We start from the raw sequence: 25,002 nt of genomic DNA, 5'->3' as shown, positions 1-25,002 counted from the left end.
ATGACAATGGTGAATATCTCCTGTCATCACTTTCACGTACGGGGCACATACCTGTTGCAACCGTGTGAACTTTGTATGGAATCAAACTCAAAGGTGGGTCCGGTGAAGCAATCTCAAGGCCAAACAGTCTTTGTACTGTCAGCCATTATCGCAATTGCGTCCAGCGTTTGCCTGACAGGCTGCCAAACTACGATTGGCGGACAGACGTTGCCGTCTCCTAACTACCTGGAAGATGACGTGCAGTACTTCCCGTCCGGTCCGGAGTTTCCGCTAACCAATAAAGTTGCAGCTCAGCGTAAATACAATGCGGAGCGTGCGTCCCTGGACAGCGATTTCTAAACTGCGGTCTACTAGAGAATAGGCTGATCATTCTCGGAAACACAGACCACCTGAAGCCGAGAGACGATGCCGTCTCTAATCGTGCCTGGGATACCGATCGGTCATTGTCTTGGTGGAACCCTCACCTGACTCCGGTTACTCGGCTTGAGTATTGTCGGACGTGGATTCCGTCACTTGCGATTCACTGTCTGCCTTCGTGTCGACGGTGGACGCGGGATGATTATCATCGTTTTCGAGCGAAGCTCTTTCCGGAGCTTTACTGATTCTGAATACTGGTTCGTTGCCGAACTTCGCCGAGCATTTTGGGCATTTGGCTTTGGCGATCGTTTTTCCGGAAGCACCGCCAAGTTTGTTTTTGGCCCGTGCATCCTCCGACACGGAAATTCCGCAGGCAGCACACTGGTATCCGGACAATTCCAGCTCAAAGTTGTTGTCGGTTTTGTAATATTCGACGTTCTGAACCGACTCAAATTTCGTCTGGGAATAGTGACACAGCAGAGTTTTGTGAACCTCTGACTCGGGCACACCGTTTGCTTCAGTTGGCAAATCAACTCCGGCCTTCTGGAAATGCAAGGCCACCTGTCGCCAAAGGCTTAGGGGCATGGAACAGAATGCCTGCTGTCCTTCATCCAGTTCGAGCGGCAGATAGATCACCACGCGACCATCCCCAAACACGGGGACTCCGGCAAACATTGATTCGTGGGCCAGCCGAATGGGCTGTACCAGGCGAATCGAACTCATTGCGGTGGCAGGTACGGTGTGGACTTTACCGTGAGGAATATCGGCGAAGTTACCTGTGTTGCCGATATGGTTGCGGATCTCTTCGCGTTTCTCAGATAAGTCGTTCTGGGTACGCCGTGAAAACAGAGACTTCTTTTTGGGTGGCTCCGCCAGTGTGATCAGATGAAGACCTCTGGTATCGAAGGCGGCGTCCGCTGTTTGAAACTGATCCTGCAGGCTGCCGTGCTTAAGCGTGATGTCAGTGGGTGAAATCAAATGTACATGAATATCTTCAAGCCAGTCGAATTCGATCGCAGCCGACTGGGTCTTGGTTGTTTTCTTTACTTTTCTTTTCAGGGCCGGTACAGGAACGGCCGACTTGCAGCTTCGACACCGCACGGTTTTGCCCGACTGTTCTTCACGGATACGCAACCATACGCCACATGACGGGCAGGGGATTAAAATGCGATTTCGGTTCATGGTTGCGCGTCTGTCCCGTCTTCGAAGAACAGCTTCTTGTTCCTGGATCAAAGCAACTCTGAGCAAATCATTTTCACTAACGTCTGCAGTCTGCGGTACAGCTGTTTCGGAATTTCCGGATGTCTCCGGAGTGTCTTGAGGCGGCACCTTTTCCGGAGCGGATTCTGCCACCGAAACTGAGGCTTCCGACACAGACAGATTGGGTGATGTGGCAGCGATTGAGTCTGAAGACTCAGGTTTTAGTATAAAATCGGCCGATTCAGACGCTTCATCTTTAAGTGTGAACTCATCCGCATCCAGGATTCTTGCGTACCCTCCCCGCGCGGGCCGTGGAGGGATGGTTTCCGTACGTTCGCCGGCTGGAACATCACTGAAGGTGATCTTTTGCGGGTTGCTGACCAGGTCCTGATACTTTTGTGCGATATCTTCGCGCATGAACGAATTGCATGACCAGCACCGCACGAGACCGTTGGGAACCTCGTCTCCACAAGTCTGACAAACCTGGTGAACGGTATTAAGCTGTTCGGACTGGTTCGTTTCTGCGGAGTCAGTCTGAGTCGGAAATTCGTATCCGCATTCAGGGCAGGAGGGCGTATCTGCCAGAATCAGCGAATCACATCCCGGGCATGATTGAAAGTTGTCTGACATTGAACTGCGGGGTTTTCACCGGCATCAGCAGAGGCGGACGCGGTGATTTTTGGATTTTGTTCGGTTTCAGTCCGGAGGAGAAAATATATTTGCCACTATGGTTTGTGGCGAAATTGATGACCGACGCTGTTGCGGAAGTCAGCGTGGGACATTTATGTGACTGTGAATTGAGTCTTCCGTCCCGAATCAAAAGCCGCAAGTAGAAACGGCAAACACAACCGGAAGAAACTCTGGAGGAAATTGACGACAGCAATTATTCGGAACATTCCACGCAGTCGGGAGGTTTCGCAGAAGTCCTTTTAGGTTCAGTCTAAAAATCATACCGAAAATACGGTGCAAATTTGATCTATTTTCCGAGGAATATAGGAGATTGGGTTGCTCATCGAGGCTGATTCTCAGCTCCGGGGGCGCTGTCTGAATCAGACGATACCAATGATGAGGGACGAGTACCGTAAGGTGTCGTAAGTTACAATGGTAACTGACTTTATTGACCGGGGTACGTGTCAGTCGTAGACTAGACCATGGTTCTGAAACAGACAGCGAATCGTCTATCAGACGTCGGACCGGACCATATTGAAGTCCTGATGGGACGGTGTGCGGTGTTTCAGTCCTGGGAGGGATTATGATGATTACCGGGATTTGTGGTCGCACGGGAGTTGTGGGCGGGAGCGGTTTCCGGATTGCCTGGAGTGCTCAACGACGTTTGCATCACATGGTAGTGGTCACGTTTGTGGTGGCCTGGACGATTGTTACATCGTTGAGTGCGTCAGGGCAAACGATCGATGACGCAAAGTCCGACCATATCCTTACGACTGTCGACAACTGGCCGGTTCATGTTACATATTTCAAATCAGATAAAGGTAAAGAGGCAGCGGTTGTTGTACTTCTGACTGCGGCGAACGGCGATGTTGATTCCGGGCCGACACGGCGGGTCTGGACAGAACTGGCAACGCACCTTCAGAAGAACGGATTTGCCGTCCTGTCAGTCGACTTGAGAAAACATGGAGACAGCAAACCCGAACAAGATCTTGGAAAAAGACAAAAGAAAGTTTTGCCGCGCGACTATCGTAATATGGTCATTGGTGACATGGAGGCCGTGAAAGCCTTTCTGATGGAACAGCATCATCTGCAGGAACTCAACATTCGCAAAATGGGGATCATTACTGACGGTGCAAGTGCTCTTGTTGGGGCAGCGTTTGCTCTGAACGACTGGCTGCGACCGCCATACCAGGACGCACGCAAGTTGGCTGATCGTACTCCACGTGGTCAGGATGTTCGGGCGATTGTTATGTTTAGTCCGCGGTCGACGCGAGGGTTCAACCACACGAAGATCCTGCGGCCGCTCAGTGACCCGAGAAGGGCAATCGCTTTTCGGATCTACCATTCATCAGAAGATGCAACCGAACAAAAATATGCAGAGAAACTGTTCACCGTTGTCGACCTCAAAGGTGAGGACGATTCTGAGCTTCGGTCAACCAGGTCGGCACCGGCAAATGGAGCAGGATTTCTGAAGGGACGGGTAGGAACCGTTGTTCAGGAAGATCTAAAAAAATTTCTTAACAAACGTTTAACCGAATTGCCAACGCCCTGGAAGTCCCGTACGAGTGCCCTGGATCGGTGATTGCTGTAGTGAGGGTTTCCGTAAGGAGCAGAGGAACGGCCGAAATGTTATCCAGACCAGTGAAGCGTCTGAATACGCTGAGTTGTCCGGCTGCGGATATTCCTGAGAAGATAGAGTGTTGCGTTTTGCCCCTTTCCTGACTGGCAGCCACAATCGGTGGGAGGGGGCGATTAACGTTCGGGTAGACAATTTGTCACGATTACTGGATTGAACCGGATGGTACCCGTCACTCTGTCTGTCATTGAAGGTCTGGAACGCGGGCATGTCTTTGATCAACTGATACCTCCGATCACGATTGGTCGTGAAGAGGACAACGAGATACAGTTGAATGATGAACGCGTGAGTCGTATTCACGCCAAGATTCAGGAAGATCGAGGTCAGGTGATCCTGACTGATCTTAACAGTACTAACGGTAGTCGAGTCAACGGCCATCCGGTTCAACTTCGGGTGCTGCGTCCGGGAGATCATCTGCAAATTGGTCGATGCACCCTGTTGTACGGCAGTGATCATCAGATCGCGGAACATGCCCGGGTGATGGGAGTACGTGTTGCGGCACTTTCTCCGCTCAAGCATCCGGAACAGAACCCGAGGTCAGCCGGTTCATCGTCTTTTGATCTGGTGGCTGAAGCTGAGGTCACCGGAGAACAATTGCACCTTCCGTTGTTCCCCGACGGGCTTCCTCCGGTACCCGATCTGCTGAATGTGGGACAGACCGCCAGACTGGCAGATGTGCTGACCTACATTCACGAACGACTCAGTGACCTGACGTTCGGCGGTCATGAGCCGGACGAATCCGAGCTTGATGCTCTGATCGAGGTCCCGTGGGACCGCTGGCAAAATGTCCTCTTTTTGCAGCGAGATCTTTCGGTCTGGCTGAAGCAGATCGTCAATCCGGACACGGATGCGGGGGAACCTCCTGAACCCGGGCCGGATATTTGAGAAACTGAAATTTATGTCGAACGTGACTGAGATTGAGCACGGAGCATGAAATCAACCACGACACCCGCAATAATCAAAGTTGCTGTGCGAGTCTGTCTGCGATTGCCTGTTCACGATGTGTAAAAGACTATGATCCCGATATGGTGTTTGGTGGGTGCGACAGAACGGTCCTTGGCGTTTCGGTGATCCGCGGGGCTTGTCGATTCGTCTTTTATTGTTGACCGTCGGGGAGATTTCGAGATTCGTCGTTGAGGCGAAAAACACGGAATCAAGTGAGAATATCTATGCCGATCAAGGTTCGATGTAAGCACTGCCAGGCTGTGCTGGCCGTTTCCGACAAAGCCCGAGGTCGAGCCATTAATTGTCGTGAGTGTGGAGGCCGCGTCGAGGTTGGTAACGGCCAGTCAAAGTCACCGGAAAAGAAAAAACGCCGACAGGCATCATTCAGTTCGGATAATCTGTTTGGCGGGATTGATCTCAAAGCGGTTGAAGACCGTAAACAGAAAATCTGCCCGTCCTGTGCGAATGTTGTCAGCGACGAAGACACCATTTGCTCAAATTGCGGGGTCCACATTGAGACCGGTGTGTTGAGTGAACGTGAGCGACTGCGTCGTGAGCGTAAAGGGCCACCACCCGAAGAGTTTTATGGTGACGTATGGGGGAACGCCTGGAAGTTTACCTGGGAAAACCGCAGCTGGATTCTGAGTAGTGCCGTCATCTGGTCCGTTACTGCAACAATGGCGCTGTGTGCATTGTTTACATTGAGCTGGTACATCGATGGTCGTGCTGAGGAACTTCGTTACTCAGGCAAAGGCATGATCGATATAACGGAAGAACGCGTTCTGATTGACCTTCGTGAAAATTTGGAAGACGGCGTTGCCAACTACGACGGTACCCGGTTCACAAAATCAAGTGTTTATGCGGACGGAACGTTGACGTTTCCCGGACCCAGAGTTGGGGCAATGCAGTCGCCACCATCAGTTTTTTGGGGGATTATCTTTCTTGTATCTGTTCTCGGATTTGGAGGCTGGGTGTGGACTTTGGCGGTGCAGGTAGTCCGGACAACAATGAGCCGACAAGACAAGATCAAGAGATTCCACACTGATATGTTTGCATCGATGGCAATGGGGTTTAGGTCAATTTTCTGGCCCCTTGTTCTGTTTTGGCCGTTTGCCGCGATTCCTTTTGTGATTCAGTTTCTGACGGGCAATTTGGTTGCAGTCGGCATTGCCTGGGTCTGTATTTACCTGGTCCCGTTATTTCTGTTTCTGCCATCGGCACTCGTTCACATGACACAGACCTACACATACCGTGGCTGGTTGCTGAACTGGGTATCGCTGGACTTTGTAAAGACTTTGCTGCCGTCGTTGTACGTGAGTGTGCTGATGTTTGGGTTTGTCCTGATCACGCCGCTTACCTGCTGTATTCTGATGATCGTCTTCAAGGACTCTGTTGCATACGCGTATACGAATCAAGTAGAGATTCCGATTCTGTCCTCACTGATGCAGTATGACCCGTCAGGCGGAGCTGAATTTAAGACGTTTGCGTTTTTTCGCCTGCCGCTGCTGGCTGCAACTGCATTCATGGGGTCGATCATTTTATTTGGGGTTTTGGCGTGTCCGACAGTTTTTATGATGAGAATCTATGGACTGTTTGGTTATTACTTCAGGCCGGATCTGTCACTGATTAACGAACAGGTCGAGCTGGAACCGGCGGGCTTTGGTCCGCGATTTTTGTCATTCCTGATCGACACGATTCTGCTTGGCGTCATGGCAGGCGTTTCGGCGGTGATCGGTCCGCTGGTGATCAAAGTGTTTGGGTTTCTGTACAATTTTTCAGAGTCTGCCGTGTCAGTCGGTTCGTGGGTGGTAGCGGGGACACTTACAGCAATTCTTTGGGCAATCTATTTTTCAACCTGGGAGTCGGGGCAGAATCGCGGCACACTAGGAAAGATCGCAGTGGGACTGATCGTACTCACAAAGGATGATAAACCGCTGACGGTTAAGAAAGCTTTCAGCCGGACACTTTGTTCCGTGTTGACCGTCCTGTGTTTGTTTGCCGGATTTGTCATGTGTGCGTTTCACCCTGGAAGACGATCTCTGCAGGATGTGATCTGCAAAACCAAGGTGGTCTGGCGTGGTGAAGGCCAGGATGCTTAGTGAGAATGTGCGGTGTTGTGTAATAAAAGGTAGCGACAATGTTGATTAGGAAACTGAGTGCACGACCCTGCCGGCGAATTTTGATTGAAGTGCTGGCCCTGCTGGTTTTGATTGCCGGTATTCCGTCCGAGACGGGAGCTGACGATATTGCTCAGTTGCTCCGAACCTACTGCATTGGATGTCATAACAATGTCGATCGTCAGGGGGGCGTGTCTCTGCTTTCGGCGGAGATGATCCAGGAGGGTTCGGAACACGGGAGTCTGCTGGACAAAGCTGATATCAACAACAGTCGCCTGCTGATGGTCCTTACGCTGGATGCAGATCTCTCGATGCCACCGGCAGAGGAAGCTCAGCCTTCATCGCAGGAACGTGAGGCTTTGAAACAGTGGGTATTGAAGGGGGCACCGCTGTCGACATCGATTGCAAAGCCGTCTGTTCCCCAGATTAGTGCAAGCCGGTACTCAAAGCCGGTTCTTTCGTCGGTCAGAATTACGAACAATGAAGTGTGTCTTGGCGGAATCAACCGGATTGAACGAATCAATCCCGCCGACCATACATCTGTCTGGACGACTCTCGGGGAGTTCGGAAAGGTCACGCGACTTAATATCTCTTCCGACGGTCGGTGGGTCGTTGCTGCCTGCGGGACACCGGGCGTGGATGGGCAGGCCGTTCTGCTGGGGGCGGAAGACGGTCAGGTCATTCGTCGATTTTCGGGACATGCGGATGCCGTGTATTCTGCTGTACTTGATGCCGGGAACTCCCGACTGGCAACCGCTGGATATGATCGGCGGATTCTGATTCACGATGTGGAAACCGGCACAGTGCTGCGGACTCTGACTGGCCACAATGGCAGTGTGTTCGACTTGAGTTTCGATCCTTCCGGACAGGTGTTGTGTAGTGCGAGTGCGGATGCCACTGTCAAGGTGTGGAATGTTCAGTCCGGCGAACGGATGGATACGCTGAGCCAGCCGCAGTCGGAACAATATTGTGTGGCCGTTACTCCGGATGGTCGACGAATCGTGGCAGCGGGGGCAGACAATCGTATTCGTGTTTGGTCACTGGTTTCGCTGAATACGGTACGAATCAATCCACTGCAAAGTTCAACATTCGGACACGAACAGACGATTACTTCGCTGACACTGTCCAACAGCGGTGATCGACTTGTTACAGCGGCCGAAGACGGGTCCCTGCGGCTCTGGTCACTTCATCCGTTTACGCAGCTGGCGACTTTTCCGGAACAGGATAGCTTGGTGACGTCGGTGACGTTTCTGAGTGATCAGCAACTTCTGATCACTCGGATTGACGGTTCGTGGAAGCTGTATTCGGTACCGGACTCCGCTCCTGCTTCATCTGAGGTCAATCGGCAGACTGTTGCGTTGTCCGTGATGGATGTGCCAAGGGAACCTGTGGAGATTCAGGAGGTGGAAGCCAACGATACGGCTGATAATGCACAACCGGTTACACTGCCGGTTCGGGTTCGGGGAACCATCGATCGGGAAGGAGATGCCGACAGCGATTGTTTTCGGTTTTCAGCCAAGGCCGGTCAAGCCGTTTTGCTGGACGTTACTGCCGCTGGCAATGATTCTCCACTGGATTCAGTGGTCGAAGTTCTGAGTGCGTCCGGACAGCCGGTCCTGCGAACAAATCTTCAGGCACTGCGGGATTCCTGGTTTACTTTTCGAGGAAAAGATTCGGATACTTCCAACGATTTTCGATTGTTTTACTGGCAGGAAATGGAATTAAACGAGTTTTTGTATGCCAATGGCGAGGTTGTTCGTCTATGGCACTATCCACGAGGGCCCGATTCCGGTTTCCGTGTTTATCCAGGATTTGGAGCGAGACACAGTTGGTTTGATACCACGCCCACTTCTCATGCGTTGCTGGCGCCCTGCTATATTGTTGTCCCTCGAGACCCCCGGTCGGAGATCACTCCCAACGGCCTTCCGGTCTTTCCGATCTACTACCGAAACGACGACGATTCGCAGCGTGTGAAAGGCAGCGATTCACGGTTGTTCTTTACGGCGCCGGTCGATGGTCAGTGGACTGCTCGTGTGACGGATGCACGTGGTTTCCAGGGAGCGGACTATTCCTACCAACTGGAAATCCGTTCACCGCAACCCGATTTTCATGTTACTCTCAACACGCGTAAACTGGAACTGGCTGCCGGTACCGGGAGAGAACTGGAGTTCAACGCAGAGAGAGTTGAGGGGTTTTCCGGGGCGATCACGATTCGAGGATATGATTTGCCACCGGGGTTTGCCCTGTCCGGACCAGCCGTTATCGAAGAAAATCAGCTCAGAGCCCGTGTCAGTCTGTTTGCCAGGCGGGGGGCCACGATGCCGACCGCCGATCAGCTGAAAGCGATTCGGTTCATAGCGACCGCAAAGATTCACGACGAGGAGGTGACACAGACGCTTACCGGTCTTGATGAACTCAAACTCCTGGATTCATCTAAAATTTTCGTTCATGTTGAATCAGAGAGTGGTCGACGTACGTCTGAAAACTCCTTCATGCAGTTGCAAATTCGGCCAGGGGAGACCATCCGTGCATTCATCCACCTTGAGCGTGCGGAAACAGACGGTATTGTTTCTTTTGGCAAAGAAGATGCAGGCCGGGGCCTGCCATACGGAGTTTACATTGCGAACACCGGACTCAGTGGCCTGTTGATTCCTGCCGGTACAAACGAACGTGAGTTCTTTATCGCGGCCTCTCCGGTTGTCTCGCCTGGGCAGCATCGTTTCTTTCTGAAATCAAACATTGACGGGATCACGTCGCTGCCGGTTGCGCTGGAGATTCTGCCTCGGGCAACATCCGGCGAGACAGTGTCGACCAGTCGGTGATGATCCCGGTTTGACTAAAGTGTGATGGTATGAATCACGGGTTTGTTTAAATTAATTGTGCTGCCGAATCACTGTTCTGTGCATCCCGATGCGGGTTCTGAAAAACGGCTCTGATATTCCCCGGGGCTGTTCGGTAGTGGTTCGTCCGTTGTGTGCCCTCCAAAAGCTTAACCTTGCTGCAGAAACCACTTGATGATTTCATTCTTTCAACGGCACTGGTTTCTGGTTTGGCTGCTGATACTTATTCCGTTGGGGATTGTTCTGGGGCATCACGATTTGATTCCCGGGCTGGCCACGCTGATTGAGAATCTGCCCACATCCGCATGCACCGGGGCAATTCTGTTTCTGATGTCGGTCACACTGGATACCGGCAAGCTGATGCAGTCTTTGCGCCGACCGTACCCCGTGATTACAGCCTGTTCCATTAATATGCTGTTTGTCCCGCTGTTGTGTCTCCCCATGTTGACTCTGCAGCAGACCCCCGATTTTAAAGTGGGACTGTTAATTGCTGCCTGTGTCCCCTGTACCATGGCTGCTGCCTCTGTCTGGACCCGTAAAGCGGAAGGCAATGATGCCGTCTCCCTGCTTGTAACACTGGTGACAAATGGATTCTGCTTTTTGCTCATACCAGTGTGGATGGAAGTGGGGCGGGTCATGTTTGGGACTGCAGACACATCGGATACGGTGTCTTTTGGCGGAATGATGCTTCTGCTGATCTTTGGTGCACTGCTGCCGGCACTGTTGGGGCAGGTCGTTCGGACTGACCGAACCGTCAGGAGCTGGGTTGATCGCAAAAGGACTATGATCAGCGGCTCTGCACAGGTGATCATCCTTTCGCTGGTCTTTATTTCTTCATTCAAGGGAGGCCAGAAAATTGACTTCGGAGGGAGCGGTGCCCTGCCCCATCAGGCCTTGCTGATTGTCTGGGGCAGTTGTATCGTCCTGCATCTGGCGGCGGCCGGTGCCGGCTGGCTCTTTAGCGGACTCTTCGGGTTCGCGGAGGGTGATCGGCGGGCGATTGTACTGGCCGGCAGTCAGAAGACACTTCCGGTTGGCCTGCTGGTGTCGGAGGCAACCGGAATGCCGTTTTCGATCATTCCAATGTTGCTGTTTCACGGTTCACAGCTGTTCATAGACACTTGGATTGCCGGCCGACTGCAGCAACGTGGTGAAAGAACAGATTCTGTGGAGTGACCGCTTGACCGGCAGGTTGTTTGGGGTGTGGGTGAAGAAGTGCAGGTGGACGCACCGCGTGACTTTCGGTAACGGCTTTTCCCCAGCCTTTACAAAGAAATGCAATGTATGTCGGACCCGGATTCTGCAGCTGTCTTCCGTTTTCGCAGAGCAGATTTAGGAGATCTGGAATCGATCGTCTGTTTCAATCTGCGTCTTGCTGAAGAAACCGAAGAGAAGACGTTGGATCGGGAGACGCTTCGTGCAGGAGTGTCCCGGGGAATGCGACTGTTTCCGGAAGCCCAGTACTTTGTTGCTGAAATCGAAGGTTCAGTCATCGGGCAGCTCATGCTCACTCGTGAATGGAGTGACTGGCGCAACGGCTGGATGCTATGGCTTCAAAGTGTTTATGTGCAGCGGGAGTTTCGCTGTCAGGCAGTATTTAGCCGTTTGCTGAGTTGTGCCCTGGATACTGCCAATGCTGATGGAAAGGCTGTCGGTCTGCGATTGTATGTGGAACAAAAAAATGCAGTTGCTAATGAGGCGTACAGGAAAATGGGCTTTGACGACGCAGGGTATCGGATCCTGGAGATGGTGCCGCTGAGTTGTGACTCTAAAACTAATACCTGAACATTTACTTCGACGGTGTCCGTGACCACATGCAGACCGTCCAGTCGGAGAACTTCGAATGTGAACATAGTTTTCGCTCAAAATTCGTTCGCCAAAAGGATCCTTCGTTTCAGATCGTGCATTGGGATCTCCGGTTGGCTTTCAGTAATGAGGCCGAGAAACCGGCCCGGTGGTTTCTTCGGCCGTCAATTCATCGTTGATACAATGCAGCAACGGCATGTGCTGTGGCAGGACAATCAGCTGATCCCGTAGACGAGGTGTATGAAACTGTTTCAGTGAGGCCGCACGCAGTCGACCGCGGACTACGGGACCTGTTCCGCACATTAATGTTTTCCGAGAGGAGGATCGGCTCTCAGTTGCGTTGGATTGGCAATGTGATGCTGTCGACAGTTGTTGTGCGGGTCCGTACCTGCGACGGTGCCGCGGTTGGTGAACAGAATGAGAGTCGCCTCAAATTCTGCTTTGAGTTCAAAGGTACATGAACTCTAACATTGTCCGGCAGTGGCCGATGATGTCGAGCAGACGCATAAAAAATTACGCTTCGTTTACGTGTTACGTTTGGTCTGACGAGGGTGTTTTTATGGACATTTGTTTGCCACATGTTCGCCGGAAGTCAGCGCAGAATCCCCTTCACCACACCAGCATTTTCGACTCCCGTTAACCGCATGTCCAGACCTTGATATTTCACTGAAAAACGGTTGTGATCAATTCCGAGCAGGTGAAGCATGGTGGCATGCAGGTCACGGACATGAACGATGTTCTCCACGGAATTGTATCCCAGCTCATCTGTGTTGCCGTAGGTGATGCCGCGTTTGATTCCACCACCCGCCATCCACATGGAGAATCCCTTGATGTGGTGATCTCGTCCCGCGCCGCCTTTTCCCTGGAACATCGGAGTGCGACCAAATTCTCCGCCCCAGATGATCAGCGTATCTTCCAGCATTCCTCGTTGACGGAGATCCTGGACCAGAGCCCATGTGGGTCGATCGGTCAGCCCGCAACAGGTATTCATGTATTTCACCAATCCTCCATGGTGGTCCCAGCCACGGTGATACAGGTGAATGAAGCGAACACCTCTTTCCGCAAGCCTTCTTGCCAGCAGACAATTGGACGCATAAGAACCATCTCCGGGTGTGGCACCGTACAGGTCAAGAATATGTTGTGGCTCACTCGACATATCCAGAAGTTCCGGCACCGACATCTGCATCCGAAAGGCCATTTCATAGGCTGCAATTCGAGTTTCTACTGCCGGATTCCTGTTCTGCCGACTGTGATACCGGTTCATTTTTCGAACGGTGTCGATCAGTGATCGCTGGCTGTCGACCGTCACTCCCGCTGGCGAGTCCAGATAGTGTACCGGAGTACCGGTAGCATTGAATTCAATTCCCTGGTACCGACCCGGAAGAAAACCACTGGACCACTGACGGGAGGCAATAGGTTGAGGATTTCGGCCACCAACACTTGTCATCACCACAAAACCTGGCAGATTCTGTGATTCACTGCCGAGTCCGTAGTTTATCCATGATCCCATCGACGGTCGGCCACTGATTGCAGTCCCGGTGTTCATGAAAGTGTGAGCAGGGTCATGATTGATCTGCTCGGTCACCATGGAACGGACCACACAAATGTCGTCCGCCATTTTTTGATGCCATGGCAGGAAGTTGCTGATCATGATGCCGTTACTGCCACAGGGTTTGAATCGAGTCAGCGGGCCCTGGCACCTGAGTTCCTTGCCCTGTAACTGTGCGATCGGTTGTCCATCCGTGAACGACGATGGCATGGGCTGGCCATCCATTGATGCCAGTTTCGGTTTGTGATCGAATGTTTCCAGATGTGACGGTCCGCCTGCCATACACAGAAAGATGACTCTCTTGGCTTTTGGCAACAATTGAGGCATCTCCGGCAGTCCGGAATTTAATGTTGTAACGGGAGATCTGCCGTCTGCTGTCTCCAGAGCGGCCAACGCTGCACCGCCGACGCTGATGCCTGATCGGCCCAGAAATGTACGACGCCGGACCTGTGTCGCGAACGCCGAATGTGGTGTCATTCGTTTCATTGTGGTGGATTCAAAACGTCAATCGCCTGATTTCATGCGGAGCCCACCTGCCGACATGCGAATCAGACTGTGTTTGAGGTTCAGTTTCGAGTAATCAATTCATCGAGATTCAGAATGGCACGTGCGACCATCGTCCATGCAGCCAGTTCTTTTGCGTCGATGTCCGGTGGTGGCAGGCTGAGCCCGGCAGAGATCAACTGATCTGCCCGATTGCCCGACTGCCGAAAGGAATTCTGAGACTGCTTCAGCAGTTCGGTAAGTAGCTGGATTTCCGTGGTATCCGGTGCGCGGTTTAACGCATTGAGCATTGCAAATCGCAAACGATCCGAGGTGTTGGATGTTGGATTCTCAATCAGTATTCTGGTTGCAAATGCGCCAGCTGCTTCAACAAACGTCGGGTCGTTTAGTAGTGTGAGCGCGGCTAACGGAGTATTACTTTTGGGCCGTTGAGCAGTGCATTCTTCTCTGCTGGGTGCATCGAATGCCTTAAGCATTGGATGCAGAAACTGCCGTTGCCAGTGAACGTATACGCCACGTCTCCACTGGCGTTCATCATCGTGATGTGAGTAGGTGCGCTTTGGAAAATTCAGATGTCGATAGTATCCGTCCGGCTGATAGGGACGAGCACTTGGTCCACCCACATCACGCACAAGCAATCCTGCAACGTACAGCGCATTGTCACGAATCATTTCAGCGGGCAGTCGCATGGAGGCTTGTCGAGCGAGTAGCCGATTTTCCGGGTCCCGCTGCTGCAACAGTGACGTCCATTTTGAAGATTGCCGATAGGTATGACTCATCACGATCTGCTTCAGCATGTGTCTGACATCCCATTTGCTGTCAACAAATTCAAACGCCAGCCTGTCCAGCAGTTCAGGGTGGTCCGGGGGTGTTCCCTGGCCTCCAAAGTCGTCCAGTGATGCGGCCAGTCCCCGTCCAAACAGCAGATGCCAGAATCGATTGACGAACACTCGTGCTGTCAGCTGACCAGTGCCCTGTGCAGGATCCGTGAGCCAGTTAGCCAGGTCCAGTCGCGTCGCCCGATTGCCTGCAGCAGAGTTAACCGTTCCCAAAAATTCCGGAACGGCCGGGTCAACGATTTCACCAGTGTCGTCCAGCCAGTTCCCTCGCGGCAGGACGCGAATTGTTCGAGGTTCTTTTGCAAGGCTGATCATCGTACGACGTTTAGACTCGTTCAATTGTCTGATCGACTTCGAATGTCTCTGTTTTAAATCCAACAGCCTTCGATCATTCCTGTGGCTGACGAGTTGAGATTCGACCTGACGCAAGTTCTCTTCAAGTGCAGCCAGTCGGCTGCGTTCCCGCTTTGACAGGACGACGAGTTCCGGAGCACGCTTTGTTGGTAAGCGGTTGTTACCGTCATGAAAGTGCTGGTCCTCATCGAGGTCAGCGAAAAAAGCCACCAGAGAATAGAAATCCCGAGTCTTGTACGGATCGTACTTGTGGTCGTGGCATTGTGCGCAACCAACCGTGGCGCCCATCCACACGGCTGACAAATTACGAATTCGATCTGCCGCATAAATTGACAGGTATTCTTCAGGCTGGACTCCACCTTCGTGCGAAGTCTGCAGGAGTCGGTTGTAGCCGGATGCGATTTTTTGGTCGGTGGTCGAACCGGGAATCAGGTCACCTGCCAGTTGTTCCCTGGTAAACTGATCAAACGGCATGTTGGAAGCAAACGCATCAATCACCCAGTCTCTGTACGGTGAGATCGGATGATCCTGATCGCCATGATAGCCTACGGTGTCCGCATAGCGGACGAGATCCAGCCAGTAGACGGCAAGTCGTTCGGCAGATGCGTCGGATTCCAACAGTTCGTCAACAATCTGCTCGTAGGCTTCCGGCCCGGGCTTCGCAGCATACTGATTGACGATTTCAGGTGAGGGTGGCAGTCCGGTGAGATCGAAATGTATTCTTCGCATCAAGGTCACGACATCGGCATCGGCAGACGGTCCAATGCCTTCAGACTCCAGTCGATGGAGAATAAAATCATCGATCCATCCTTCAGGCCAGTCGCGGTCGCTTGGAACGGGAGTTTCATGTCTCTTTGGTGGCACAAAGGCCCAGTGCTCGGTCATTGGTGCACCGGACATAATCCAGCGTCGCAATATGTCGGTCTCTGCCTCGGAGAGTGGCTTGTTGGCATCGGGCGGCGGCATGCGGACGTCCGGGTCTTTTGCTGTGATTCTTTCCAGCAATGTACTGCGAGTCGGATCCTCCGGATCCAACACCTGATGACCGTTACGATCTTTAAAATAATCTTCAGACTGATCCAGACGCAGATCGGCCATTCGCTGTTCCTCATCCGGCCCATGACAGGAAAAACAGTGATCCGACAGTAATGGGCGAACGTCTCGACTGAAGTTCAGAGTCTCCGCAGATTCCGCGGGACCTGGTGCCAGGCAACAGACGAACGCCGCAACAGCGATCAGGAACTGAGTCGCTTCTGTTTTCGAAACGTATTCCATTGGTGCAGCATTCAATTCCCTGGTCCCGGCAGTAACATCGGTTCTAAAACTGTCCCACGACTTCTCCGCCGGCTTTGGTTGCCAAAGCTTCCAGCACAGTCGGATCAATCGATTCCGATATGAAACGAACGGAGCCATCTGCGAAGGCCGCCTGCATTCCTCCTGAATGCGATGATCCGATTCCGTCAGGACCGTTGATGTACGGCTTTTCTGAAAAACCGCGAATGGTAAGATGGCCTTGGGTGTATGGATTCGGTTTGACGGAATCCGCGATCATCATCGTATGTGACGTTCCGTCGGTGATGTCTCGAATGCGAGTCCTGCGGTTGTAACCGAAGATTCCGGCATTCGGATCGTGATTCTTAAGTGACGCTGCGTTCGGGCCGATTCCGGCGACACCCAGATAGTCGAGGTCTCCGGCAGGGCTTTCGTCCCGAGGCATACTTGGATTGCGATAAACAGAAAGAGTCAGTTGGGAAACAACGTCGTCCTGATCATTCCATCCCGCTTTCATATCGACCCGTCGATAGGCATTCAAGGCCTCGATGAACGGCAGAATCGAGACGGCCCATCCAAGACGTTCCTCAGGGGCCAGCCGTTCATTTTTGACGGTACCAGCAGGAAAAGCTCCGTAAGCATCGTGATAGTTGTGCATCCCGAGTGCCAATTGTCTGAGATTGTTTTTCGACTGAGTGCGGCGAGCTGCCTCGCGTGCCTGTTGAACAGCTGGCAGCAGGAGGGCTGCCATAATGGGCACGACCGCTGTTGATCCCACGCTTCCGAACGGTGTCGCAGGTACCGAATTGCGGGACAATAATGTTGCTCCGGATGAATTTGTAAAGCCAACGTTCACATTCGGAAACATTGGTTCGGTGATTTCTTCCGGAACCGGCATATTGTCCATGTCAAACGGCATCGTTACTGGAACGCCAGACCGTTCCGACAGTGCGGGCAGTAGAGTCGTCTCCAGAAATCTGAGGCCCATCGGGACAAAACTCATCAGCTGCGTGTATTCGGGTCTCGGGTCCATAACCAGAATCGACCAGAAATCAGCCGGGAGGTCTGACATGGCCTGTTGATGTTCGGGGCCTGGTTTCCAGGACGCCAGGCGTCCTGTTCGGCGTTTGATATGAGCCTGAACCGCTCCCGGAGTCATGCTGGCAAGGAACCAGTCATTCGACACCAATATCGTTGGTGCCAGCGGAACGTTGGGAATGACGACCGAGTACACCGTCCCGTACTCTTTATCCTGCTTCCGGACTCTCAGTCCCTCCAGGTTCGGAACGGCCCGAGGTATCTGTGACAACATATCGAGCGAACGTGTGAGGGCCTCGCGATCTCTGACACTGGCGGTCAGCACCGGTGAAATGCCCAACGGCAACATACCCGGTTCGGAATACACGCAGAATACGTCGCCGAGTCCGGATGACAGCACATCTCGTGGTGCACCGAGTAACTGATTGAACCCTTCCAGTCCCTGGTCGAATTGATTAAGGCCCTGCGGTTTCATCAGGGACAGCCCACGGCGCACCGTGTCAATCGTGATATCGACTGCTTCAGCGATATTGAACGTTGTGGCAAAAAATGTATCGGCATTCGCTGGCAGTGGCGGAAGTTCTTCGATTGTCATCTTGCGTTGATTTATGAGTGCAAGGAGACCTTTGCGGGGCTCCGGTGCGATCACATTCACACGATCCCACGTCGCTTTACCATGGTATCCGGAACTCATTGTGATCGCCTGCAGATTCACCAGGCCGAGTACCTCCAGAATTTTGTGGATCTCTGTCTGCTGTCCGTTTGGTAAAAGTGGCAGTGGAAGTGTCTCCAGACTTTTCACCAGCGTTTGCAGATCAAACCATCCGAGCTGACTGACCGTGAATACGTTCTCTGCGCGAATTGAGGCAAAGAGATCATTCTCTACAACACTCGGCGCGGTCCCTTCGAGTATGGCAATGACTCGATCTGATGCGTTGATTCCTGCCGCGACGACCAAATGCTCTTCTTCTTCCCACAGAGCGAGTTCCATGCCCGGCAGTGGTGTCCTTGAAGGCATCGCAATCGAAATCGGACGACCCGATTTTGAATAGGTCTTAATGTCGAGGCGCATCGATTTGCCCAGTTCGGACAACATGGAGATCAGGTCGTGTTTGAGTTCCGCGGCACCGTGGAGTACCAGCACACCGTAGGGACTCAGAACCGACGGTTGGTCCTCTGAGGTCATTGCGATTCCGAGTGACATTCCGTATTGATGGAAATTGTCCAGTGCCTTTCCCGCCAGAGTCGCAGCACTTGGACCACCGAGGGATGCCGCAACTTCCGCGATATCGAACACTCGTGCTCGAAGTCCGGATTCTTCAAAAGCATGCCATTTGGCCGTTTGTTTGATCGCCGGCAGGTGTGTATTCACACCGTCGAACTGAAGGAACAGGACCGTATTCTTTGGCACAATACTGGAAGGCGCAACTGGTGCACTCCTCGGTTGCTGTGTGGCCATGGCATACCAACAGCCTGCACCGGCCATGAAGGTAACCATTACAAACAACAGCAAATTCTTCATCGATTAGCCCCTGGATGCTGGCCTGGAGTGAACTGGCAGGTGATTTCAAACAGAACCTGATGATCGTCCCACGAATCAGAGTTCCGGGCAAGTATGGAACGTGCAACTTGGCAGGACATCGCTCTGTCTGCAGGATACACACGGAGATAAAACGTCCGAACATCGTCTGGCCGAATTCAGAACGCGAACCATTTCGCCGGCCGCACACCCAGGAATTCCTGTTTGAGGGGGCCGTGGAAACCAGGCAGCTATATTCGTCCTTGACAGGTTGCATCAGGTATTCACAGTGGGGTGAGTTCCATCGCCGTTGTTGCAGCTTCCAACCAACACCGTAGAATTCAGCAGATCAGACCCCGTCAATCGGAAGTTTTCAAATGACAGTCTACACCGTGACACTCCTTGACGTTGGAGAAGGAATCTACGCTGATGATGCGGTCATTGATACAGATTCGAGTAACGGGAGGCTGGCTGATCATGACTGGAGTGTCAGCCTGAATCGAATGCACGGAGGTCTATCTGACGGAATTGATCTGGTTCAATTGAACAATGGACACCTGCAGCTATACGTTCTGCCGACACGCGGTATGGGAGTCTGGAAGGGAAAATGTGGATTGCTTCCACTCCAGTGGAATTCACCTGTCACGACTCCGGTGCATCCTTCGTTTGTCGATCAGTCCCGCAGTGGCGGTATTGGATGGCTCGATGGCTTTAATGAGCTGATTTGCCGTTGTGGATTGGGATGGCATGGAGCTCCCGGGACCGATACGCAGTATGATGAGCATGGAACCGTTGTTTGCGAGCAGCTACTGACGCTGCACGGTCGAATCGCAAATATTCCGGCACACCGGGTCTCTGTCGAAGTCGACACAGACGGGCTCATCAGTATTATCGGAGTCGTCGACGAAACGAGCGTGTTTGGAGACAGGTTGAGGCTCACTTCCGTTTTGTCTACCCAGGCAGGTTCCTCACAATTCTCCATTCGGGATACAGTTACCAATCTTGGTGGGACACCGGCTGAAGTTGAATTACTGTATCATTGCAATTTTGGAACTCCGCTGCTCGGTGAGGGGGCGTCCGTTCATGTTGCTGCGAGCCGTGTGACTCCTCGTGATTCACGCGCATCGGAAGGAATTGACCGCTGGGCAACCTTCCGCGGGGCGACTCCAGGATTTGAGGAGCAGGTCTATTTCGTCTCCCCGCTGAGCGATGACTCGGGCAGGGCACTGGTGGTTCTCAGGAACCCCGACGGTCACGCATCTTTGGCGTTACGGTTCGACACATCAACATTGCCCTGTTTTACGCTGTGGAAGAACACGCAGGCTGTTGAAGATGGCTATTGCTGTGGACTCGAACCTGGCAGCAGCCTGCCGAACAATCGGGGATTTGAGCGAGAGATGGGACGGGTACGTACGTTGCAACCCGGCAACTCGATCGAATTCAGTCTGCAGTGTGAAGTGGCGGAATCGCAGGATCAGACGCAGCATTTCATCGACGAGGTTGTACAGCTGCAAAAGAACTTCGACTGTCACACAGAGATGATGCCGGTGGCCGACCTGTCTCCCACATGACCGAAGGGACGATTCGTGGTACACCTGACCAGCGGGTCACCGTGTGGATTGGTCATACTGTCGCCTGTCGATTTTGCGTAAAACGTTCTGTCCGTGTCCCAGGGCTGCCGGCCCGCATCGAAAGCCTGCTGTGTCGGAGTTCAGAGAAGAAGTTAAAGCCAGTATCTACGACTACCCGCGATACTACGATCTGCTGTTTGGCTCCGACTGGAAAGCCGAATTCGATTTCATTGAAGCCTGTTTTCAAAAGCATTGTCGAAGCAAAGTCTCTCGAGTTTTTGAACCAGCCTGCGGAACAGGACGTTTGCTGATCAAACTCGCAAACGCGGGCTATGCCGTCAGTGGCATTGACCTGAATCCCAAAGCGATTGATTACTGCAATGACCGATTCGATCGTTTTGGCCACGATTGCACTGCATTTACAGGTGATATGGCTGAATTTCGCCTCGGTCGCAGGGTGGACGCGGCATTCAACACAATCAACAGCTTCCGCCATCTGCCTACCGAACAGGCAGCCGTCGCACACCTGGAGTGCATCGCACGAAATTTGCGCAAAGGAGGTATCTACATTCTTGGCATTCATCTGGAACCAACAAAAGGCGCGCGCATCCAAGACGAAAGCTGGATCGCTCGGAGAGGTCACCTGATGATTAATTCGTATATGTGGTCCAAAGGAGTCGACAAACGTCGCCGCATGGAAATGCTGGGCATGGTCCTGGATGTCTACACACCCACGAAACACATTCAGATCGAAGATCACATGGAATACCGCACATATACTCACAGGCAGTTCAAGTCACTGTTGAGCAAAGTACCGACGCTGAGAATTGCTGAAAAGTACGATTTTGCCTATGACATCACAAATCCGATCCAGATCAACCCGACCACAGAAGACGTTGTTTTCATTTTACAGAAGCACTAAGTTCGTCACTCAAGTGTGGTCGCCAGAATGGCGTCTGCCTGTGCTTTACGTTCGTCCCGCAGTTTATCCGCCAGACTGTCGTCAGTGAGACTCAGGATGCTTACTGCCAGCAAACCTGCATTAATGGCACCGGCCTTGCCAATTGCCAGTGTTCCTACAGGAATCCCGCGTGGCATCTGGACGGTCGCCAGCAGAGAATCCATTCCATCCAGTGCCCAGCCATTCATTGGTACACCAAGCACCGGCAGGACGGTGTGAGCGGCCACAACGCCAGCCAAATGAGCAGCCCCGCCAGCGGCGGCAATGAACACTTTCATTCCGTTCTTTTCACCACTTTGGATGAAATCCGCCGTTTGTTCAGGTGTGCGGTGAGCAGACAGCACGCGGCACTCATGCGGAATCCCGAATTTTTGCAGGGTATCGCGGCAATGCTGCATTGTGTCCCAGTCCGATTTACTGCCCATGAGGACGCCGACTAATGGTTGTTTGTCTGTCACGGTGATTTCCTCTTTGTCTTTGCTGAATTTCCGGTTAGTAACGTGCATCGGGAGGATTCGCTTCCTCCGCGTTGGACGGCAGGACACACACTGTAAATTGTGATTCTCGTCCTGCAATCGTTTCGCTGATGTCACCGGTGAAAATGACGAGGTCAGTCCTCGTGGAAGCCGACCGGCCCTGCGACGGCGGTCTCCTGCAGTTCCATTGGTATGTATGCCATCGATGGTAGATGTCTTCCTGCACAGGTGACAGGATTGTCCGTTGTCTGTGAATTGAACGCGAATATGGTCGCGGTGTCCTGTCCAGCTGGTAACAGCATTCGGTCCGGAAAACTTGCGCTGAGTTACCTATTTTGATTCCTGATTCCCGGATGTTGAACAATTCCCTGGATCTCCTGTGGTATGACCAACTGGCATAGTTACTCTATCGTGGAATGAGTCTTCGAAGTTGGTACAGCTTCGATTTGATTCCGCCAGCAGGTCGACGCAGGAACTGCGACACGCTGCAAATCATTCCCGGCGGGCTCAAAAGCGATAGTTCTTAAGTTCGGTTTCCCGGCGTATTCCAGGGACACACCGCACCGAAACAGAGAACGAAGGAGCGTCGCTTTCTGTGTTTCTCAGATGTCGAACCGTGCGTTAATTGCAGTCGCTCGTGTCGCTCACGCCAGGGCCACCGTTGTTTGAAAAAAATGCGGTGCTTACCCGTCTGTCGGAAGAAATTCAATGTCTGATGGTTCAGTTCAACCAGAGCTGCCTGCTGACTCTGCGCAGCTCGCCTGCGTAAACGATAAGGCCACCTCAAGCAGCCCCAGCAGTATTTCCGAGCAAACCGTCGTTCCATTCAAAGATCGCGACTTCCGGTCAGTGGCAAGACGAGCATCTGCTCCGGAGAAACCGTCCTTACCAGCCGGGCCAATCTCAACACCAGCGCACGCCGAGAATGAACCCGGAGTTCAAGCCGTTCCGGAATCGCACACTACAGTCCAAAAAAAGGCGACGGAAACGTATTCAGACAACGTTTTACCAGTCCCGACTCAACCCGAACCATCCGCCGCTGCTAAAGTGAATTCCGCCGGACCGACTAAGTCCGTGGCCTCAACAACGAAACTTGATTCCGGCACACCATGGACCACTGCTGGCCTGTCACTCCAAGTGGACCGTACAGAGAAGTCGTTACAGCCGACCGCTGCCGCAAGATCGAAGGCTGTCGAGACGGTGTTGACGAAGGAAGAAAACGGTTTTGTAGCTCTCGCACTCAACAAATATGTGCTCAAGGCTGTCATTGATGCTGGTTACGAGCAGCCAACTCCGATTCAGTCTGAGATTATCCCGCACGTTCTCGCGGGACAGGACGTCCTCGCTCAATCGCAGACAGGCAGCGGAAAGACGGCTGCATTTGCTTTGCCAATTCTATCACTGATCGACACTGGCAAGAATGCATCCCGTAACCCTCAAGTCCTTGTTTTGGCGCCGACCCGTGAGCTGGCCATTCAGGTCTCGAAATCATTCTCGACTTACGGTGCGTATCTTCCAGGATTTACAGTGACCACGATTTACGGTGGCCAGAGTTACGACTCACAGTTCCGACAGCTCAAGCGAGGTGTCAATGTGGTTGTTGGAACACCGGGACGAGTGATTGATCACATCAAACGAGGGACTCTCAACCTCAGCGAACTCGGCTGCCTGGTACTCGACGAAGCGGACGAAATGCTCAATATGGGCTTTCTGGATGATGTCAAATTCGTCCTGGAGCATACTCCCGAAGAACGCCAGGTTGCTCTGTTTTCAGCCACACTGCCAGCACCGATTCGTACGATCGCCGAAAAGCACCTCGACAATCCGGCTCGAGTTACCATCAAGCAGAAAACGGCGACTGCTGATTCCATTCGACAGCGGGTTCTATTCGTAACTCCTCGCAACAAGATCGATGCACTCAAACGCGTTCTTGAGGCAGAAGAAACCGACGGCGTTATCATCTTCACCAAGACCAGAGACGCCACCGTCACTGTCGCGGATCAGCTCAAACGTGAAGGGCTGTCCACCGTAGCACTCAACGGTGACATGCCTCAACGAGTTCGCGAACGCACGATCGAACAACTCAAAGTGGGCGAACTGGACATTCTGGTTGCAACCGATGTGGCAGCTCGCGGGCTGGATGTGACTCGAGTCAGCCATGTGATCAACTATGACGCTCCCAACGACAACGAATCTTATATTCATCGAGTTGGACGGACCGGACGAATGGGACGTAAGGGCGAAGCGATCATTTTTCTGAGCAAGTCTCAGCGAGGTCGATTGCGACAGATTGAACGAGCGACCAAGCAAACGATTGAAGTGATCGATCTGCCGACCGCGGATGATATTAACGCAACGCGGGTTAAGAGGTTCATGCAAAAAATCACGGAAGCCGCTGCGAATGAAGATGTCTCTGTATTCGAAGAAATGATTCAGGAATTCGCTGAAGAGTCAGAAATCCCAATGCTCAAGATTGCGGCCGCACTGGCTCATCTGGGTCAGCAGGGCCGTCCGTTCTTCGTCAATGAACTGCGTCAGGCAAAGAGAGACCGGCAGGGTTGTCGTCCGGATCATGATCGTGAGTCGCAATTCAGCCGGGGTTCCCGACAGTCCGCGCAGGGATTTCCTTCATCGGGATCTAGTGAAGCTGGTATGGATCGCTATCGGGTTTCTGTTGGCAGGGAGGATGGAGTCAAGCCCGGGAACATTGTTGGCGCCGTAGCAAATGAAGGTGGAATCGACGGAGACGCCATCGGCCATATCCGCATCCATTCGACATACAGTACAATTGATTTGCCGAAACAAATCCCGGCCCACGTATTGAATGCACTGCAAAAAGTTCGAGTTGCTGGTCGGCCATTGGGACTGCGCCTCTATAGCGAAGACACTCAGGCCTCCCGGCGGAGTGCAGTCCGATCTGGTGGGAAATCACGACGTCGCGGAACTTTTGGAAAGAAAGAGTCCGGACATCCAAAGGACAAATCCGGCAAGCGTCCCTTCAGTAGAAGGACGAAAGGAAGTGGCAAACCCTCGCACAAGGCGTCAAAGGACAATCGACGCAAAAAAAACGGCCGGTGAGAATGAGATGTTTGCAAAAGAAGTCGAACAGGATGTTACGCCAGTTGGCGTGTTTTGATTCGATCGTGGCGTTAAGCTTTGCTGTCAGGTCGTGTCGGCTGTTATCGTCAATGTCCTTACGGCACTGCAGCACGTTGTAAGTCAGCGATGACGAGCGGACGGATCTCCCGATTCATGTTTTTGGCAGATTGTGATGAATCCGTACGGTCGATCGGCTGTGCGCATTAATCGTCGGTGGTGTCCAGTTCAGGACGGCAAGTACCGCACCCCG

Annotated in this window: 15 protein-coding genes; 10 read left to right on the top strand and 5 right to left on the bottom strand. The window is 52.7% G+C overall.

Features of this window, described 5'->3' with window-relative positions; genetic code table 11:
- Positions 1 to 102 precede the first annotated feature (102 nt).
- A complete protein-coding gene (locus tag MK110_11935; protein MCH2212006.1) occupies positions 103 to 339 on the top strand; it encodes a hypothetical protein in 237 nt (78 codons plus the stop codon).
- Positions 340 to 474: 135 nt separating this feature from the next.
- On the opposite strand, the gene MK110_11930 is transcribed toward MK110_11935, so the two are convergent.
- Entirely contained in the window at positions 475 to 1,974 is a 1,500-nt protein-coding gene (locus tag MK110_11930; protein ID MCH2212005.1) for a hypothetical protein, read from the bottom strand.
- 838 nt (positions 1,975 to 2,812) lie between these two features.
- Here MK110_11930 and MK110_11925 point away from each other — a divergent pair.
- The 6 genes from MK110_11925 (at position 2,813) to MK110_11900 (ending at position 11,549) form a co-directional block, all read left to right on the top strand.
- The gene (locus MK110_11925) at positions 2,813 to 3,808 is read left to right on the top strand and encodes an alpha/beta hydrolase (GenBank protein MCH2212004.1); all 996 of its coding nucleotides are present in this window, start codon (positions 2,813 to 2,815) and stop codon (positions 3,806 to 3,808) included.
- 216 nt (positions 3,809 to 4,024) lie between these two features.
- Positions 4,025 to 4,747: an FHA domain-containing protein gene (locus MK110_11920; GenBank protein ID MCH2212003.1), complete on the top strand. Its 723-nt coding sequence runs from the start codon at positions 4,025 to 4,027 to the stop codon at positions 4,745 to 4,747.
- 284 nt (positions 4,748 to 5,031) lie between these two features.
- Entirely contained in the window at positions 5,032 to 6,906 is a 1,875-nt protein-coding gene (locus MK110_11915) for an RDD family protein (GenBank protein ID MCH2212002.1), read from the top strand.
- A 38-nt stretch (positions 6,907 to 6,944) separates the two neighbouring features.
- Positions 6,945 to 9,746, top strand: coding sequence for a hypothetical protein (locus tag MK110_11910; GenBank protein ID MCH2212001.1), 2,802 nt, complete (start codon positions 6,945 to 6,947; stop codon positions 9,744 to 9,746).
- A gap of 192 nt (positions 9,747 to 9,938) precedes the next feature.
- On the top strand, positions 9,939 to 10,940 hold the full coding sequence (locus tag MK110_11905) for a bile acid:sodium symporter (GenBank protein MCH2212000.1): 1,002 nt from the start codon (positions 9,939 to 9,941) through the stop codon (positions 10,938 to 10,940).
- 108 nt (positions 10,941 to 11,048) lie between these two features.
- Positions 11,049 to 11,549, top strand: a complete 501-nt coding sequence (locus tag MK110_11900) for a GNAT family N-acetyltransferase (GenBank protein ID MCH2211999.1) — start codon at positions 11,049 to 11,051, stop codon at positions 11,547 to 11,549.
- 613 nt (positions 11,550 to 12,162) lie between these two features.
- On the opposite strand, the gene MK110_11895 is transcribed toward MK110_11900, so the two are convergent.
- From MK110_11895 to MK110_11885, 3 genes are all read right to left on the bottom strand, one after another.
- The gene (locus MK110_11895; GenBank protein ID MCH2211998.1) at positions 12,163 to 13,596 is read right to left on the bottom strand and encodes a DUF1501 domain-containing protein; all 1,434 of its coding nucleotides are present in this window, start codon (positions 13,594 to 13,596) and stop codon (positions 12,163 to 12,165) included.
- Between the two features lie 89 nt (positions 13,597 to 13,685).
- Entirely contained in the window at positions 13,686 to 16,106 is a 2,421-nt protein-coding gene (locus MK110_11890; GenBank protein MCH2211997.1) for a PSD1 and planctomycete cytochrome C domain-containing protein, read from the bottom strand.
- A 28-nt stretch (positions 16,107 to 16,134) separates the two neighbouring features.
- Positions 16,135 to 18,648, bottom strand: coding sequence for a DUF1559 domain-containing protein (locus MK110_11885; protein MCH2211996.1), 2,514 nt, complete (start codon positions 18,646 to 18,648; stop codon positions 16,135 to 16,137).
- Between the two features lie 374 nt (positions 18,649 to 19,022).
- Here MK110_11885 and MK110_11880 point away from each other — a divergent pair, with 374 nt between their 5' ends.
- On the top strand, positions 19,023 to 20,216 hold the full coding sequence (locus MK110_11880) for an aldose 1-epimerase family protein (GenBank protein ID MCH2211995.1): 1,194 nt from the start codon (positions 19,023 to 19,025) through the stop codon (positions 20,214 to 20,216).
- Between the two features lie 130 nt (positions 20,217 to 20,346).
- Complete coding sequence (locus tag MK110_11875; protein MCH2211994.1) at positions 20,347 to 21,138, top strand: class I SAM-dependent methyltransferase; 792 nt, start codon at positions 20,347 to 20,349, stop codon at positions 21,136 to 21,138.
- Between the two features lie 5 nt (positions 21,139 to 21,143).
- Here the strand turns inward: MK110_11875 and purE are convergent, their stop codons facing one another.
- A complete protein-coding gene (gene purE / locus MK110_11870; protein MCH2211993.1) occupies positions 21,144 to 21,602 on the bottom strand; it encodes a 5-(carboxyamino)imidazole ribonucleotide mutase in 459 nt (152 codons plus the stop codon).
- Positions 21,603 to 22,727: 1,125 nt separating this feature from the next.
- Here purE and MK110_11865 point away from each other — a divergent pair.
- On the top strand, positions 22,728 to 24,731 hold the full coding sequence (locus tag MK110_11865; protein ID MCH2211992.1) for a DEAD/DEAH box helicase: 2,004 nt from the start codon (positions 22,728 to 22,730) through the stop codon (positions 24,729 to 24,731).
- Positions 24,732 to 25,002 lie beyond the last annotated feature (271 nt).

The sequence above is a fragment of the Fuerstiella sp. genome (assembly GCA_022447225.1).
Classification (GTDB): Bacteria; Planctomycetota; Planctomycetia; order Planctomycetales; family Planctomycetaceae; genus S139-18.
The sequence above is the reverse complement of the archived record's forward strand: the minus strand, read 5'-3'. Positions and strand labels throughout refer to the sequence as shown.

Bases quoted from the DNA above. Each gene is read 5' to 3' on its own strand.
- MK110_11885 (MCH2211996.1), bottom strand. From the start codon at position 18,648: ATGAAGAATTTGCTGTTGTTTGTAATGGTTACCTTCATGGCCGGTGCA.
- MK110_11910 (MCH2212001.1), top strand. From the start codon at position 6,945: ATGTTGATTAGGAAACTGAGTGCACGACCCTGCCGGCGAATTTTGATT.
- MK110_11880 (MCH2211995.1), top strand. From the start codon at position 19,023: ATGACAGTCTACACCGTGACACTCCTTGACGTTGGAGAAGGAATCTAC.
- MK110_11900 (MCH2211999.1), top strand. From the start codon at position 11,049: ATGTCGGACCCGGATTCTGCAGCTGTCTTCCGTTTTCGCAGAGCAGAT.
- MK110_11930 (MCH2212005.1), bottom strand. From the start codon at position 1,974: ATGCGCGAAGATATCGCACAAAAGTATCAGGACCTGGTCAGCAACCCG.
- MK110_11915 (MCH2212002.1), top strand. From the start codon at position 5,032: ATGCCGATCAAGGTTCGATGTAAGCACTGCCAGGCTGTGCTGGCCGTT.
- purE (MCH2211993.1), bottom strand. From the start codon at position 21,602: ATGGGCAGTAAATCGGACTGGGACACAATGCAGCATTGCCGCGATACC.
- MK110_11925 (MCH2212004.1), top strand. From the start codon at position 2,813: ATGATTACCGGGATTTGTGGTCGCACGGGAGTTGTGGGCGGGAGCGGT.
- MK110_11905 (MCH2212000.1), top strand. From the start codon at position 9,939: ATGATTTCATTCTTTCAACGGCACTGGTTTCTGGTTTGGCTGCTGATA.
- MK110_11920 (MCH2212003.1), top strand. From the start codon at position 4,025: ATGGTACCCGTCACTCTGTCTGTCATTGAAGGTCTGGAACGCGGGCAT.
- MK110_11895 (MCH2211998.1), bottom strand. From the start codon at position 13,596: ATGACACCACATTCGGCGTTCGCGACACAGGTCCGGCGTCGTACATTT.